Genomic DNA, 13,526 nt, shown 5'->3' with positions numbered 1-13,526 from the left:
ACTCATCGGGCTCATCGGGCTCTCACTCTTCAGCTCCACGGTCCCTCACATCCGGAAGACGCCGAAGCCGGGCGTCATGGGATCCTGGCCGGGCTTGCCGGGAAGCGGCGCGTTCGCACAGGCGGTGAGGGCCAGGCCCAGCACCGCGCGGGTCTCCAGGGGGTCGATCACACCGTCGTCCCACAGCCGCGCCGTCGCGTAATAGGCGTTTCCCTGGGTCTCGTACTGCTCGCGGATCGGCGCCCGGAACGCCTCCTCCTCGTCCGCCGGCCACTCCTCGCCGCGCGCCTCCAGCTGGTCGCGCTTGACGGTCGCGAGCACGGAGGCCGCCTGCTCGCCGCCCATCACCGAGATCTTCGCGTTGGGCCACATCCACAGGAAGCGCGGCGAATAGGCGCGGCCGCACATCGAGTAGTTGCCCGCGCCGTACGAGCCGCCGATGACGACCGTGAGCTTGGGCACGCGCGTGCAGGCCACGGCGGTGACCATCTTGGCGCCGTGCTTGGCGATGCCGCCCGCCTCATAGCTGCGGCCGACCATGAACCCCGAAATGTTCTGCAGGAACACCAGGGGGATGCCGCGCTGGTCGCACAGCTCGATGAAATGGGCGCCCTTCTGGGCCGATTCGGAGAACAGGATGCCGTTGTTGGCGACGATGCCCACCGGGTGGCCCATGATGTGCGCGAACCCCGTCACCAGCGTCGTGCCGAACTCGGCCTTGAACTCGGCGAACCGCGAGCCGTCCACGAGCCGCGCGATCACCTCCCGCACGTCGTACGGCGTGCGCGAGTCGACCGGCACCGCCCCGTAGAGCCCCGCTGGGTCGACCGCGGGCTCCTCGGAGGGCTCCACCGGCCAGGGCAGCTCCCCGCGCCGCGAGCGCGGCGCCGGGAGCGTCGAGACGATCGTGCGGACGATGCGCAGGGCGTGGGCGTCGCTCTCGGCGAGATGGTCGGTGACGCCGGAGACCTTGGAATGGACCTCGCCGCCGCCCAGCTCCTCGGCCGTGACCACCTCTCCCGTCGCCGCCTTCACCAGCGGCGGCCCGCCCAGGAAGATCGTGCCCTGCCCGCGCACGATGACGGCCTCGTCGCTCATCGCCGGGACATACGCCCCGCCCGCCGTGCAGGACCCGAGCACGGCCGCGATCTGCGGGATCCCGGCGCCCGACATCCGCGCCTGGTTGTAGAAGATCCGCCCGAAGTGGTCCCGGTCGGGGAAGACCTCGTCCTGCATGGGCAGAAAGGCGCCTCCGGAGTCGACCAGATACACGCACGGCAGCCCGTTCTCCAAGGCGACGTCCTGGGCGCGAAGATGCTTCTTGACCGTCATCGGGTAGTACGTGCCGCCCTTGACCGTGGCGTCATTGGCGATCACCATCACCTCGCGGCCCGCCACCCGCCCGATCCCCGCGATCACACCCGCCGCCGGGGCCTGCCCCCCGTACATCCCGTCGGCCGCGAGCGGGGCCAGCTCCAGGAACGGCGAGCCCGCGTCCAGCAGGGTGTCGACCCGGTCGCGGGGCAGCAGCTTGCCGCGCGCGGTGTGCCGCGCCCGCGCCTTCTCGCCGCCGCCCAGCCGCGCCGCGGCCAGCTTCTCGCGCAGCCGCGCGGCCAGCTCGCGGTGCGCGGCCTCATTGGCCGCCCAGGCGTCGGACGCCGGATCGGCGGCGCTGCCCAGCACCGGTGCCTGCTCCATGACTACGGGCCCCCTTGCCTCGCGGTCCTGCGCTCAAGCGTGGTTAATGAGCGTTAACCCATCCCCACCAGGTTAACGACCACTAACGCCGCTGTCTAGAATCAAGTCCATGAGCACGCAAGCCTCTGCCCCCACCCGCCGCGAGCAGATCCTGAAGGAGGCGGCGCGCCTGTTCGCCGAGCGCGGCTTCCACGGCGTCGGCGTCGACGAGATAGGCGCGGCGGTCGGCATCAGCGGACCGGGTCTCTACCGCCATTTCCCGGGCAAGGAGGCCATGCTGGCGGAGCTGCTGGTCGGCATCAGCGGCCGGCTCCTGACGGGTGGCAAGCAGCGCGCCGCCGAGGCCGCGGGGCGGGAGCGGGACCCGGGCGCCGTGCTGGACTCGCTGGTGAGGGGGCATATCGACTTCGCCCTCGACGACCGCCCGCTGATCATCCTCCACGACCGCGAGCTGGACCGGCTCCGGGACACCGACCGCAAGCTGGTGCGCTCGCTCCAGCGGCAGTACGTCGAGCTGTGGGTCCAGGTGCTGCGCGAGGTCCACCCCCGGCTCGCCGAGACCGAGGCGCGGGCGTGTGTCCACGCCGTCTTCGGGCTGCTCAACTCCACCCCGCACCTCAGCCGCCCCGGCGCCCTCCCGGGCCGCTCGGCCACTGCCGAACTGCTGCACCGCCTGGCGCTCGGCGCCTTCCGGGCCGCGGCGGACGGGTCTGGACAGTGAGCCGACCGGCCGGTAGCTTTCGCTGAGCAAGCGCTTAGCCAGCCGGACCGAGGAGGTCGCCGCAGATGCGTCGTACGGTGTTCAACGAGGACCACGAGGCGTTCCGGGAGACCATCCGCGACTTCATCGCCGCCGAGGTCGTGCCGTACTACGAGGAGTGGCGGGAGGCCGGCCAGGCCCCGCGCGAGTTCTACAAGAAACTCGGCGAGCTGGGCATCTTCGGTATCGAGGTGCCCGAGGAGTACGGCGGCGCGGGCGAGACCAGCTTCAAGTTCAACGCGATCATCACCGAGGAGACCGCCCGGGCCGGGGTCAGCTTCGGCGGCAGCAGCGTGCACACCGCGCTGTGCCTGCCGTACCTCCTCAAGTACGCCACCGAGGAGCAGAAGCGGCGCTGGCTGCCCCCGTTCATCGCCGGCGACCTGATGACCGCCATCGCCATGACCGAGCCGGGCACTGGCTCCGACCTGGCCGGTATGAAGACCACCGCCAAGCTGTCCGAGGACGGCACGCACTACGTCCTCAACGGCGCCAAGACCTTCATCACCGGCGGCGTCCTCGCCGACCGCGTCCTGGTCTGCGCCCGCACCGCCCCCGCCACCCCCGAGGACCGCCGTGGCGGCATATCCATCCTCGTCGTCGACACCAAGAGCGAGGGCTACGCGGTCGGCCGCAAGCTGGAGAAGCTGGGCCTGAAGACCTCCGACACCGCCGAGCTGTCCTTCACCGACGTCAAGGTGCCGGTGGCGGACCTGCTTGGCGAGGAGGGCCGGGCCTTCGAATACCTCACCCACAACCTCCCGCAGGAGCGCCTGGGCATCGCCGTCAGCGCGTACGCACAGGCCGCGGCGGCCGTCGAGTTCGCCAAGGCGTATGTGGCGGACCGTACGATCTTCGGCAAGACGGTGGCGTCCTTCCAGAACACCAAGTTCGCGCTCGCCGACTGCAAGTCCGAGGTGGACGCGATGCAGGCGGTCGTCGACCGGGCCCTGGAGGCCCACGACGCGGGGGAGCTCACGGCGGCCGACGCGGCCTCCGCGAAGCTCTTCACCACCGAGCGCGCGGCCGTCGTGATCGACAAGTGCCTGCAGCTGCACGGCGGTTACGGCTACATGATGGAGTACCCCATAGCCCGCCTGTACGCGGACACCCGCGTCACCCGCATCTACGGCGGCACCAGCGAGGTCATGCGGTCCATCGTGGCGAAGTCCATGGGCCTGTGAGACCCGCCCGTAAGACCCGCGCAATCTTGGTCTGCAAAACTCCTTAAACCATGAACGAAGCACCACAAAGCGCGCTACAGAACCTGCTCGATCTGCTCGACCTGGAGCAGATCGACCTGGACATCTTCCGAGGCACCAGCAGCGCGGCACCCCTGGTGCCGCGCGTCTTCGGCGGCCAGGTCGCCGCCCAGGCCCTGGTCGCGGCCGGCCGCACCGTCCCGGCCGACCGCCCGGCGCACTCGCTGCACTCGTACTTCCTGCGCCCCGGCGACCCGGACGCGCCCATCGTCTACACCGTCGACCGCATCCGCGACGGCTTCTCCTTCACCACCCGCCGGGTCGTGGCGGTCCAGCACGGCCAGCCGATCTTCCACCTCTCGGCGTCCTTCCAGCGCCACGAGGAGGGGCTTGAGCACCAGGAGCCGATGCCCGACGTGCCCGACCCGCTCTCCCTGCCGACGGGCGAGGAACTGCTGCCCCGGTACGCGCACCTCTTCAGCGGCCCGAGCGTGATCGAGCGGATGCTGGAGGCGCGGGGCGCGATCGATCTGCGGTACGTGGACGCGCCGCCGTACGCGAGCGTCGGGGAGCCGCGTGAGCCGAAGTCGCAGGTTTGGTTCCGGACGAACGGCAAACTGGACGGCGCCGCCGACGCCCCCCTGACCCACCTCTGTCTGGCCACCTACGTCTCCGATATGACGCTGCTGGACTCGGTGCTCCTCGCCCACGGGCGCGGCGGCTGGGCGGTCGGCGACATCGTCGGCGCCAGCCTGGATCACGCCATGTGGTTCCACCGCCCGTTCCGCGCGGACGAGTGGCTGCTGTACGACCAGGAGAGCCCCTCCGCGTCCGGCGGCCGGGGGCTGGCCAAGGGCCGTATCTTCACCGCCGACGGGCAGTTGGCGGTCTCCGTGATCCAGGAAGGCATGATGCGCGTGCCCCGCGCCGCAAAACCGTCCTGACGCGCGTAGCGCGGCCGCCCGTGGTACGTCGAAGCGGCCGGCTCGCGTCAGGAGGACTCGGCCGTGAGACCCGCCGCGTCCAGCAGATAGGCGACCATCGGGTCGTAGAACCGCGGGTTGGTGACATGGTCGTCCAGCGGCACGACCACCTGGAGCGTGCCCTCCGCCTCGCCGAGGAACAGCGCCGGGTCGTTGCAGTCCGCGTACCCCACCGCGTCGATGCCGCGCTGCCCCGCGCACCCCGCCCAGCCGTGGTCGGCGACCACCAGATCGGGCAGCGGCCGCCCCTCCTGCTCGAGGCCGTCCAGGATCGCGGCCATGGGGGCGGGGGAGTGGGTGTGCCACAGCGTCGCGCCGCGCTCCAGCATCGCCACGTCGCAGAACTGGAAGACGTACCCCTCGTCGGCCGTCAGCCCGCCCGGGATCTCCACGATCTCGCACCCGGCGGCCCGCAGCGCCGCCGCCGTGAAGCGGTGGACGTCCAGCAGCCCGCCCGGGTGCCCGGTCGCGAACAGCACCCGCTCCCGCGCCTCGGCCGCCTTGCGCAGCACGGAGGCCATCCGGTCCAGCGCCCCGACCGTGAGCTCCGGGTCGATGGTGTCCTGCCCGGCGCGGTGCTCCGGGTCGTCGACCACGCCGCAGCGCTCCGCCATGACCGCCAGTACGTCCTGTTCATCGGCCCAGCGGTCGCCCAGTTCCAGGCCCAGCCAGTAGTGGCGGTCGCCGTTCGCGAGCTTGCGGTAGTGGGAGAGGTTGTTGTCTCGGGGGGTGGCGACATCGCCGGCGATGCGGGTGCGGACCAGGTGGTCGATCAGTTCGGCCCGGCTGGGCGCGGAGCTGGGTATCGGCATGCGATCCATTGTCGCCTCTGCCGCGAGGAAATGGGGGCAACCACTACGGTCCGGGCCGCCGCGACAGGATCCCCGACAGGATCATGAAGCCAGTCCCGGCTGGGACCTACGCGTCCGGCGGCCGCGCCGGCGGCTTCGGCCACGGCGCTGCCCGGCGGCGCCGGGGGGCGTCTGTTCCGTAGCCGGTGCGTCGATGGTGACGGGGATACCGGAGGGCGCTTGCGCGCCGGTGATACGGGTGAGCTCGGTGTCGTTGGAGTGCACCCGGGCGGTCTGCGGAGTGATGCCCGCGTCCGTCATCAGACCGGCCATCGCACGGCGCTGGTCGGGCAGGACGAGGGTGACGACGGTGCCGGAGCCACCCGCACGGGCGGTGCGGCCGCCGCGGTGCAGGTAATCCTTGTGGTCGGCCGGCGGGTCGACGTTGACGACGAGATCGAGGTCGTCGACATGGATGCCCCGGGCGGCGACATTCGTGGCGACCAGGACGCTGACATGACCGGTCTTGAAGTAGTCCAGAGTCCGGGTGCGCTGCGGCTGGGACTTGCCGCCGTGCAGCGCCGCCGCCCGCACGCCACTGGCCAGCAGATGCTTGGTCAGCCGGTCGACCGCGCGCTTGGTGTCCAGGAACATGATGACGCGGCCGTCGCGGGCGGCGACCCGGGTGACGACGGTGCGCTTGTCGGTGTCCGCGATGTGCAGCACATGGTGCTCCATCGTGGTGACGGCGCCCGCGGAGGCGTCGACCGAGTGCACGGCCGGGTCGTCGAGAAACCGGCGCACCAGCTGGCCGACCGCATGGTCGAGGGTCGCCGAGAACAGCATGCGCTGGCCGTCGGCCGGAACCTGCCGCAGCAGCCGGGTCACCTGGGGAAGAAAGCCCATGTCGGCCATCTGGTCGGCCTCGTCGAGAACCGTGACGCGCACCCGGTCCAATCGGCAGTCGCCGCGTTCGATCAGATCGTGGAGCCGTCCCGGAGTGGCTATGACCACCTCGGCGCCGTCGCGCAGCGCGCCCGCCTGGCGGCCGATCGACATCCCGCCGACCACGGTGGCCGCGCGCAGCCGCAGCGGCCTGGCGTACGGGGCGAGCGCGTCGGTGACCTGCTGGGCCAGCTCCCGGGTGGGCACCAGGACCAGGGCGAGGGGGCGGCGGGGTTCGGCGCGCTGCTCGGCGGTACGGGCCAGCAGGGCCAGGCCGAAGGCCAGGGTCTTGCCGGAGCCGGTCCGTCCACGGCCCAGGACATCGCGCCCGGCGAGCGCGTTGGGAAGCGCGGCCGCCTGGATCGGGAACGGTACGGTCACGCCCTGGCGCGCCAGCTCCGCGGTGATCCCCGCCGGCAGGTCCAGCTCGGTGAAGGAGCCGACGGCGGGCAGGAGCGGAGTGGTGCTCGGCGGCAGGGAGAACTCGTTCCCGTCGGCGGGGACGGGGACGCGGGCGGGGGCCGCGGCGGTGGACGGGCGGCGATTGCGGGAGCGCGGCGAGGCGCTGCGGGACGAGCGGGCAGGGCGGTGCATGCGGGGCCTTCCTCGTACGGCGCGTTTCGAGGAGGACTCCTCAACGGGGAGGTTCCCGGAGGCGAGAATTCGCAGAACGTGCCGGAGAGCGGGTGAATGACGGGGCCAGGTACCGAGGCGTCGATCGGCCCTCGGCCGTGGGTGAAGGCCGCCGTCCTCGAGCCCGGCCGCGATGGGGCCGGTGCGGCAGGTTCTGTGTGCAGTCTGTCTGCGTGGGGCGGGTGCGGCCAGGCGCGAGCCGGGGCCCGCACCCTTACGGGCGCGGGCCCCGGCTCATCACTGTGTGCTGCGTCAGGCAGGAACGATGTTCTCGGCCTGCGGGCCCTTCTGGCCCTGCGTGACGTCGAACGAGACCTTCTGGCCCTCGTGGAGCTCACGGAAGCCCTGGGCGGCGATGTTCGAGTAGTGGGCGAAGACGTCGGCGCCGCCGCCGTCCTGCTCGATGAAGCCGAAGCCCTTTTCCGCGTTGAACCACTTCACGGTGCCAGTCGCCATGTCATTCTCCTTCGATAGGGGCAGAACTGGAATCCGAACCTTACGGATTCCGTGTCGCCGCAATGACCCCATCCGGAATGACCGGAAAAACAAAATGCACCTGACCGCTACATCTGTCAGGCGCACATAAAGTTCATGGGTACCAAAACTGCAACTGCCTAACACGCTAGCACGTGCGGCGACGGAACGGGGGGAGCCACGCCACCCGGTTGTGCGCTTCCCGCCGGGCATCCGGTGTGGGACCCTGGCCCCACCGGCTCCCTTCCTCCCTCCTCTCCCTGCTGAGGTCCTATGCGCTGCGTCATCGCCAACTACGCCTTCGATCTGACCGCGAACGAGGTGAAGGAAGCGATGAGCGGCGTCAAGCCCGAACCGATCACCGGTCCCTCGGTCCGGATCGGCCGTCGCACCTACCCCGCCATGCAGGTCGGAGCGGTGGTCACCCGCCAGGACCGCCGCGACTTCACCGCGGGCGAGGTGGTCCGCGCCATGAAGCGCCTCGGCTTCACCTGCGAACTGGCACCCACTCCCGCCCCCGAGGCCGCCGCCCTCGACCCCGTCGCGGCCGCGGCGGCGGCCCTGGGGAGCCCCGCGGACAGCTGACCGGCGCGAGGGGCCCGCCGGGGGCGGCGTCCCTCCGCGTCCCTCAGCAGCTGCGGCATATCAGCAGCCGCGACATAGACGTGGCGTCCAAAAAGGACGGCCGTGGCCCTCGGAAACGTACATGTGCCGGGATGCCCGTCCTGCCTACCCTCGAAGCCATGACCACAGCAGACCGCCGCCCCCTCGGCCCCGTCGACTCCTCCCGCATCCCCCGCTACGCGGGCCCCGCCACCTTCGCCCGGCTGCCGCGCGTCGACGAGGTCGGCGGCGCGGCGGACGTCGCCGTGGTCGGCGTGCCCTTCGACAGCGGGGTCTCCTACCGTCCCGGCGCCCGCTTCGGCGGCAACGCCATCCGCGAGGCGTCCCGGCTGCTGCGCCCCTACAACCCGGCCCAGGACGCGTCCCCCTTCGCCCTCGCCCAGGTCGCCGACGCCGGGGACATCGCCGCGAACCCCTTCAACATCAACGAGGCCGTCGAGACCATCCAGGCCGCCGCGGACGATCTGCTCACCACCGGCGCCCGCCTGATGACCCTCGGCGGCGATCACACCATCGCCCTGCCTCTGCTGCGCGCCGTCGCCCGTAAGCACGGCCCGGTCGCCCTGCTCCACTTCGACGCCCACCTCGACACCTGGGACACGTACTTCGGCGCCGAGTACACCCACGGCACGCCCTTCCGGCGGGCCGTCGAGGAGGGCATCCTCGACACCTCCGCCCTCTCGCACGTCGGAACGCGCGGTCCGCTCTACGGAAAGCAGGACCTGGACGACGACGCGAAGATGGGCTTCGGCATCGTCACCTCCGCCGACGTCATGCGGCGCGGCGTGGACGAGGTCGCCCAACAGTTGCGCGAGCGCATCGGCGACCGCCCCCTGTACATCTCCATCGACATCGACGTCCTCGACCCCGCCCACGCCCCCGGCACCGGCACCCCCGAGGCGGGCGGCCTCACCTCCCGCGAGCTCCTGGAGATCCTGCGCGGCCTGTCCTCCTGCCACCTGGTCTCCGCCGACGTCGTCGAGGTCGCCCCGGCGTACGACCACGCGGAGATCACGTCCGTGGCCGCCTCCCACACGGCGTACGAGCTCACGACGATCATGGCCCGCCAGATCGCGGCGGGTCGCGCTTCCGGCGGCGCGTGATGCCTGCGGCGCGTGATGCCTGCGGCGCCTGAGAGGGCTTCAACGGGCGGGGTGCGCTTGGGCGGTGGCACGGCATAGCGTCGGCCGTGTGATGATCGAAGACCTCAAATACGGCCGGTGTGCTTCTTGCGGAAGCCAAGAGATCTACCAGGCGGAGATCTACGTCACAGGTTCCGGGCGGTTCAGCATCCGCAAGCCCGGTCGCTTCAAGGTGAGGCGGGCTGACTTTTCGGCCTTCGTCTGTGCCTGGTGTGGCTTTGTCCAGTGGCATCTGAAGCTCGACCAGTACGCGCGCCACTGGCTGCAGACCACGTTGCCCCGCGTCCCGTCGAGCCCCGCCCAGCCGCCTGCGCCGCCCCAGCCCCCGCAGCCGCCCAGGTGACGGCGAGGTGTGTGAGCTGGGCTGAGGCGCGGGCTATCGCTGGATCTACCATGGCGTCATGGCGGTTGACCTGTTCGCGGGCATTCCGGTGAACGACTACGCGGCGGCGCTGGCCTGGTACGAGCGGCTGCTCGGCTCCGCGCCGACGTTCATCCCCAATGACACGGAGGCCGTGTGGGAGCTGGCGGAACACCGGTATCTGTACATCGAGCATCGGCCCGGGCACGCCGGCCACGCCATGCACACCGTCTTCGTTGAAGATCTCGACACCCGCGTCGCCGGGATCGCTGATCGGGGGCTGAAGCCCAGGACTCGCGAGACCTACTCAAATGGCGTGCGCAAGGTCACGTACCAGGATCCGGACGGAAACGAGATCGGGTTCGGCGGCGCTCCTCTCTGACCTCGACCAGCATCGGAGTGACCCATCGACGGCAGCCTGCCTTGGCGATCCACGTCGCCTTGCGACCCGTGACGTGGGCAGATCACGTCCGTGGCCGCATCCCACACGGCATACGAGCTCACCACGATCACGGCCTGCCAGATCGCGGCGGCGCGAGGCGCCTGACCCGGCCGTCGGTAACCGGATCGATGCAGTCCGTAAGAATTTCGTATTGTCTGATGCACATTCGGACGCTCGCGAGCGCTAGAGGTAACAGAGGGCGCAATACGGCGCACTCGCGGGGCGGGGACGGGGCAGCCTCGTACGACCGACAGAAGGACAGCAAGAGTCCGTGAATCTTCAACTCATAGGGGATCTCGTCACCGCCGCGCTTGTCATGCGCGTTTTCGGCGGCGACGTCCTGGCCCTGCTGCGCCGCGCCGCCGCGGCCGGGGTCCGCGTGGGCATCTCGGAACTGCACCAGGGGCACAGGGAGGGGAAGCGGTGACACGGGACCACCTCCGCCCGCGGAGTGTGACCTCGATGACCGGACTGCCCGACGAACTCCCGCCGGATTTCCGCGCCTTCCACCAGCTCCACCGCGGCGCCTACATCCACCGGGCCGAGGTCTACCTCGGCAACCGCGCCGACGCCGAGGAAGCCGTCGACGAGGCGTTCGAGCAGCTCGCTCGTTCCTGGAGCCATGTCCTGGCCATGGAGAACCCGGCCGCCTACGCCTGGAAAGTGATGAAGCACCGCGCCATCGACGTGGCGCGTGCCCGGAAACGCGGCCCCTGCCTCGTGGACAACGCGACCTTCGAAACCGCCGCCCTGCGCGACGCGATCGATCCCATCGCGATGCTTGAGGAGAGCCTGAACCTCTACCAGGCGATCAAGAGGCTGCCGGAACGCCAGCAGGACGTGGTCATCCTGCTCCACTGCCGCGGCTACACCGTCGCCCAGACCGCCACGCACCTCGGCATCACCGAGGCCGGCGTACGCTCCACCGCGCGCTACGCCCGTCGCCGCCTCCAGCAACTCCTCGAGACCAGCGAAGGAAGCAATGCCGATGACATCGCACATTGACCACGTCCTGGCGCGGGCCCTGCTCAACCCCACCCCTCCCTGCGACCTCGCCGCCGCCGAGGCCCGCCTCGCCGCCCGCCTGGCGGACGGCTCCCCGGATCGCCCGGCGACGGACGACGACCGGGATGCCGCCGCTGGCCACGTACCGGACACGGACGAGCGGATGGCCCGGGATCTGCGAACCCTGTGCGAGGCGATCATCGGGCGTGACGGTGCTCTGGCGCAGCTACAGGAAGTCATCACCCACCGCATCCTCGAGCCGCCCGGCGCCCGCGTGCTGGGCTGCGTCCTGCAACTCGCCGGCCACGACGACAGTGCCCAATTCTGGTGGCAGTTCGCCAGTGGCGCCGGTGATCCTGCCGCTGCCTACTGTCTCTACCTCCACCACATGGCCCTCGGTGAGGAGGCGCAGGCCCACTGGTGGCTGGACTGGTGGCACGAACAGGCGGGCGGCGCCATACCGCCCGTGACCGATCCGGTGGCGGAGCTGGCCACCACCGACCACGAGATGTCCATTGCCTTGCGCATTCTGTGCGGGCTCAAAAAGGGAACCGTAGCCCCCGCCGCCACCACTGCGGTGATCAACTACGTCGCCCAGGCTGTGGACTTCATCGACGACCTGGACCTGCCACTGCCCGAACCGGAGTTCGCCGACCGCATCGAAGACCTCACCGCCACCGAGACCGTCACCTCGAGCGCGGCCCCGTCCGGTAAGGCCCTCCTCCCTGAACGCCGCCCCAATCACCCATCCAGGCACGGCCGACCTCGGGGAGCGGTGAAGGCGGCCAGCGGTACGTGAGGGCCCGCGCGGAATTGATCGACCCCGGCATCCGAACTGCCGGGGTCGATCGACAGCCGTGCGGTGGGTGACTCACGCGGTCTCCTCGATCAGGCCCGGCAGCGGGCACATCGGGCCTGCGGCCGATCTGGTTGACCCACGGTTGTGCTGACGTTCGCTACGACCTCGGTGACCAGGAGGCGCGCGGTATCGACGAGGGCGGGGTGGCCGGTGGCCAGCAGCAGGCCCGCGATCATCTCGCGGGCGACCTTGGCGGTTTCGGGGATGTTGGGGGCGCGGAGTCGGTAGCGGTGGGCCGGTTCCGTCGGGTGGATGGGTAGTTGGGTTGGCAGGTCGGCCATGGTGATCCCTTCCGGCGCCGCGCGATGTGCTGTCTCGGTAGCGGTACGATCACAGAAGGTAGGTGGCAGGGAAGCCCCGTAGCAAGGTTGCTGAGTAGATGTCACTCCTGTGGGTGGTCGTGTGGTATCGCTACGCGCGGGGCCCGGAGGGCCGGAAGGATCGGTGAACGTACGCGATGCCCGCCAGGGACAACCCCACGGCCCGACAAGCGCGCTTGGGTGCCGAACTGCGTAAACTTCGCGAGCGCGCTGGTAAGACGGCGCGTGAGGCGGCCGGGCTGCTCGGCACCGATCAGGGCAAGATCAGCCACATCGAGTCCGGGCGGATCGGCGTCAGCGAGGAGCGCATCCGTCGGCTCGCGACCTTCTACTCGTGCGGGGACGATGCGCTGATCGAGGCATTGTGTGTCATCGCGCGTGAGCACCGCGGGCAACACTGGTGGGATGAGTACCGGGGCATCCTTGCGCCGGATTTCCTCGATGTGGCGGAGATGGAACACCACGCCACCTATATGCGCTCTGTGCAGACAGTCTCGCTGCCCGGGATCTTCCAGACGGAGGACTATGCCCGAGCCATGTTCAGCGGAGTCGTCCCCAGGCTGCCGCACGATGAGATCGAGGCGCGAGTCGAGCATCGCCTGCGGCGTCGGGTCATCTTCGACCGCGAGGCTCCCCCGCGGATCGTCGCGATCATTCACGAGGCCGCGCTGCGGATGCGCTTCGGTGGCCGCAAGGTGGTACGGGCGCAACTGGAACGGCTGCTGGAAGTGGCGGAGTGGCCCACGGTGACGCTGCGCGTGGTCCCCTTCACCAACGAGGACTTCATCGAAGCCACGCAGCCAGTGCTCTACGCGGGCGGTGTTGTCCCGCAGTTGGACACGGTTCAGGTGGACACACCGTTCGGCGGGCGGTATCTACACGCTGAGGCCGACTTGCAGAGCCATCGGGAACTGCTCGACATCGCCGAGGGCGGTTCGCTCGGCGTCGAGGACTCCCGGCAGCTCATCCGTCATATCGCACGCGAACTATGAGAAGGCAGGCATGAGCGAATCACTGAACTGGCAGAAGTCATCGTTCTCCGGCGGCAATGGGCCGAACTGCGTCGAACTCGCGCGGCGCGCCGACACCACCCTCATACGTGAGAGCGACGACCCCCACGTGGTCGTCTCCACTACCCCCATGCGCCTCGCCGCGTTCATAGCCGGGGTGAAGGCCGGGGACTGCGACCGTCTCACCCCCTGAACCGTCCCGCCCCGAAAACCGGTTGGCGCCCCGCCACCCCCACGGCAAACTTGCCGCCCGTCGGCGCCGTGACACGAGGAGGAA

At 70.1% G+C, this 13,526-nt stretch carries 17 protein-coding genes; 12 read left to right on the top strand and 5 right to left on the bottom strand.

Features of this window, described 5'->3' with window-relative positions; translation table 11 throughout:
* Positions 1–45 precede the first annotated feature (45 nt).
* On the bottom strand, positions 46–1,698 hold the full coding sequence (locus tag ACH4U7_RS20405; RefSeq protein ID WP_398529266.1) for a carboxyl transferase domain-containing protein: 1,653 nt from the start codon (positions 1,696–1,698) through the stop codon (positions 46–48).
* Between the two features lie 109 nt (positions 1,699–1,807).
* On the opposite strand from ACH4U7_RS20405, the gene ACH4U7_RS20400 reads away from it, so the two are divergent.
* The 3 genes from ACH4U7_RS20400 (at position 1,808) to ACH4U7_RS20390 (ending at position 4,604) form a co-directional block, all read left to right on the top strand.
* Positions 1,808–2,419, top strand: coding sequence for a TetR/AcrR family transcriptional regulator (locus tag ACH4U7_RS20400; protein WP_398529265.1), 612 nt, complete (start codon positions 1,808–1,810; stop codon positions 2,417–2,419).
* A 65-nt stretch (positions 2,420–2,484) separates the two neighbouring features.
* Positions 2,485–3,642, top strand: a complete 1,158-nt coding sequence (locus tag ACH4U7_RS20395; RefSeq protein WP_398529264.1) for an acyl-CoA dehydrogenase family protein — start codon at positions 2,485–2,487, stop codon at positions 3,640–3,642.
* A 50-nt stretch (positions 3,643–3,692) separates the two neighbouring features.
* Positions 3,693–4,604 (top strand): acyl-CoA thioesterase, encoded by a 912-nt coding sequence (locus tag ACH4U7_RS20390; RefSeq protein WP_398529263.1) that lies wholly within the window; start codon positions 3,693–3,695, stop codon positions 4,602–4,604.
* Positions 4,605–4,651: 47 nt separating this feature from the next.
* Here the strand turns inward: ACH4U7_RS20390 and ACH4U7_RS20385 are convergent, their stop codons facing one another.
* The 3 genes from ACH4U7_RS20385 to ACH4U7_RS20375 form a co-directional block, all read right to left on the bottom strand.
* The gene (locus ACH4U7_RS20385; RefSeq protein ID WP_398529262.1) at positions 4,652–5,455 is read right to left on the bottom strand and encodes a phosphatase; all 804 of its coding nucleotides are present in this window, start codon (positions 5,453–5,455) and stop codon (positions 4,652–4,654) included.
* Positions 5,456–5,536: 81 nt separating this feature from the next.
* A complete protein-coding gene (locus ACH4U7_RS20380) occupies positions 5,537–6,973 on the bottom strand; it encodes a DEAD/DEAH box helicase (protein ID WP_398529261.1) in 1,437 nt (478 codons plus the stop codon).
* Between the two features lie 291 nt (positions 6,974–7,264).
* Positions 7,265–7,468, bottom strand: coding sequence for a cold-shock protein (locus tag ACH4U7_RS20375; RefSeq protein WP_014179498.1), 204 nt, complete (start codon positions 7,466–7,468; stop codon positions 7,265–7,267).
* A 291-nt stretch (positions 7,469–7,759) separates the two neighbouring features.
* On the opposite strand from ACH4U7_RS20375, the gene ACH4U7_RS20370 reads away from it, so the two are divergent.
* The 7 genes from ACH4U7_RS20370 to ACH4U7_RS20340 all read left to right on the top strand — a co-directional run bounded on the left by ACH4U7_RS20370 (position 7,760) and on the right by ACH4U7_RS20340 (position 11,859).
* A complete protein-coding gene (locus ACH4U7_RS20370) occupies positions 7,760–8,071 on the top strand; it encodes an SCO5918 family protein (RefSeq protein WP_398529260.1) in 312 nt (103 codons plus the stop codon).
* A gap of 158 nt (positions 8,072–8,229) precedes the next feature.
* Positions 8,230–9,213: an agmatinase gene (gene speB / locus ACH4U7_RS20365; RefSeq protein WP_398529259.1), complete on the top strand. Its 984-nt coding sequence runs from the start codon at positions 8,230–8,232 to the stop codon at positions 9,211–9,213.
* A gap of 88 nt (positions 9,214–9,301) precedes the next feature.
* Positions 9,302–9,595 (top strand): hypothetical protein, encoded by a 294-nt coding sequence (locus tag ACH4U7_RS20360; RefSeq protein ID WP_398529258.1) that lies wholly within the window; start codon positions 9,302–9,304, stop codon positions 9,593–9,595.
* Between the two features lie 58 nt (positions 9,596–9,653).
* Positions 9,654–9,995 carry a VOC family protein gene (locus ACH4U7_RS20355; RefSeq protein WP_398529257.1) on the top strand — a complete coding sequence of 114 codons (342 nt, stop codon included), beginning with the start codon at positions 9,654–9,656 and terminating at the stop codon, positions 9,993–9,995.
* A gap of 331 nt (positions 9,996–10,326) precedes the next feature.
* Positions 10,327–10,482 (top strand): hypothetical protein, encoded by a 156-nt coding sequence (locus tag ACH4U7_RS20350; RefSeq protein ID WP_398529256.1) that lies wholly within the window; start codon positions 10,327–10,329, stop codon positions 10,480–10,482.
* 35 nt (positions 10,483–10,517) lie between these two features.
* Positions 10,518–11,060 carry a sigma-70 family RNA polymerase sigma factor gene (locus ACH4U7_RS20345; protein WP_398529255.1) on the top strand — a complete coding sequence of 181 codons (543 nt, stop codon included), beginning with the start codon at positions 10,518–10,520 and terminating at the stop codon, positions 11,058–11,060.
* On the top strand, positions 11,044–11,859 hold the full coding sequence (locus ACH4U7_RS20340; RefSeq protein ID WP_398529254.1) for a hypothetical protein: 816 nt from the start codon (positions 11,044–11,046) through the stop codon (positions 11,857–11,859). Before ACH4U7_RS20345 ends, ACH4U7_RS20340 begins: the two co-directional genes overlap by 17 nt.
* Before the next feature lie 89 nt (positions 11,860–11,948).
* Here the strand turns inward: ACH4U7_RS20340 and ACH4U7_RS20335 are convergent, their stop codons facing one another.
* A complete protein-coding gene (locus ACH4U7_RS20335) occupies positions 11,949–12,200 on the bottom strand; it encodes a hypothetical protein (protein ID WP_398529253.1) in 252 nt (83 codons plus the stop codon).
* 176 nt (positions 12,201–12,376) lie between these two features.
* Here ACH4U7_RS20335 and ACH4U7_RS20330 point away from each other — a divergent pair, with 176 nt between their 5' ends.
* Entirely contained in the window at positions 12,377–13,231 is an 855-nt protein-coding gene (locus ACH4U7_RS20330; RefSeq protein ID WP_398529252.1) for a helix-turn-helix domain-containing protein, read from the top strand.
* A gap of 10 nt (positions 13,232–13,241) precedes the next feature.
* Complete coding sequence (locus ACH4U7_RS20325) at positions 13,242–13,442, top strand: DUF397 domain-containing protein (protein WP_398529251.1); 201 nt, start codon at positions 13,242–13,244, stop codon at positions 13,440–13,442.
* Positions 13,443–13,526: the final 84 nt, after the last annotated feature.

The sequence above is a fragment of the Streptomyces sp. NPDC020845 genome (assembly GCF_044334165.1).
Lineage (GTDB): Bacteria > Actinomycetota > Actinomycetes > Streptomycetales > Streptomycetaceae > Streptomyces.
The sequence above is the reverse complement of the archived record's forward strand: the minus strand, read 5'-3'. Positions and strand labels throughout refer to the sequence as shown.

What these genes read in the sequence shown, in the direction of transcription:
- ACH4U7_RS20370 (WP_398529260.1), top strand. Translation starts at nt 7,760, where the DNA reads ATGCGCTGCGTCATCGCCAACTACGCCTTCGATCTGACCGCGAACGAG.
- ACH4U7_RS20385 (WP_398529262.1), bottom strand. Translation starts at nt 5,455, where the DNA reads ATGCCGATACCCAGCTCCGCGCCCAGCCGGGCCGAACTGATCGACCAC.
- ACH4U7_RS20325 (WP_398529251.1), top strand. Translation starts at nt 13,242, where the DNA reads ATGAGCGAATCACTGAACTGGCAGAAGTCATCGTTCTCCGGCGGCAAT.
- ACH4U7_RS20380 (WP_398529261.1), bottom strand. Translation starts at nt 6,973, where the DNA reads ATGCACCGCCCTGCCCGCTCGTCCCGCAGCGCCTCGCCGCGCTCCCGC.
- ACH4U7_RS20395 (WP_398529264.1), top strand. Translation starts at nt 2,485, where the DNA reads ATGCGTCGTACGGTGTTCAACGAGGACCACGAGGCGTTCCGGGAGACC.
- speB (WP_398529259.1), top strand. Translation starts at nt 8,230, where the DNA reads ATGACCACAGCAGACCGCCGCCCCCTCGGCCCCGTCGACTCCTCCCGC.
- ACH4U7_RS20405 (WP_398529266.1), bottom strand. Translation starts at nt 1,698, where the DNA reads ATGGAGCAGGCACCGGTGCTGGGCAGCGCCGCCGATCCGGCGTCCGAC.
- ACH4U7_RS20355 (WP_398529257.1), top strand. Translation starts at nt 9,654, where the DNA reads ATGGCGGTTGACCTGTTCGCGGGCATTCCGGTGAACGACTACGCGGCG.
- ACH4U7_RS20375 (WP_014179498.1), bottom strand. Translation starts at nt 7,468, where the DNA reads ATGGCGACTGGCACCGTGAAGTGGTTCAACGCGGAAAAGGGCTTCGGC.
- ACH4U7_RS20400 (WP_398529265.1), top strand. Translation starts at nt 1,808, where the DNA reads ATGAGCACGCAAGCCTCTGCCCCCACCCGCCGCGAGCAGATCCTGAAG.
- ACH4U7_RS20335 (WP_398529253.1), bottom strand. Translation starts at nt 12,200, where the DNA reads ATGGCCGACCTGCCAACCCAACTACCCATCCACCCGACGGAACCGGCC.
- ACH4U7_RS20345 (WP_398529255.1), top strand. Translation starts at nt 10,518, where the DNA reads ATGACCGGACTGCCCGACGAACTCCCGCCGGATTTCCGCGCCTTCCAC.
- ACH4U7_RS20340 (WP_398529254.1), top strand. Translation starts at nt 11,044, where the DNA reads ATGACATCGCACATTGACCACGTCCTGGCGCGGGCCCTGCTCAACCCC.
- ACH4U7_RS20390 (WP_398529263.1), top strand. Translation starts at nt 3,693, where the DNA reads ATGAACGAAGCACCACAAAGCGCGCTACAGAACCTGCTCGATCTGCTC.
- ACH4U7_RS20330 (WP_398529252.1), top strand. Translation starts at nt 12,377, where the DNA reads ATGCCCGCCAGGGACAACCCCACGGCCCGACAAGCGCGCTTGGGTGCC.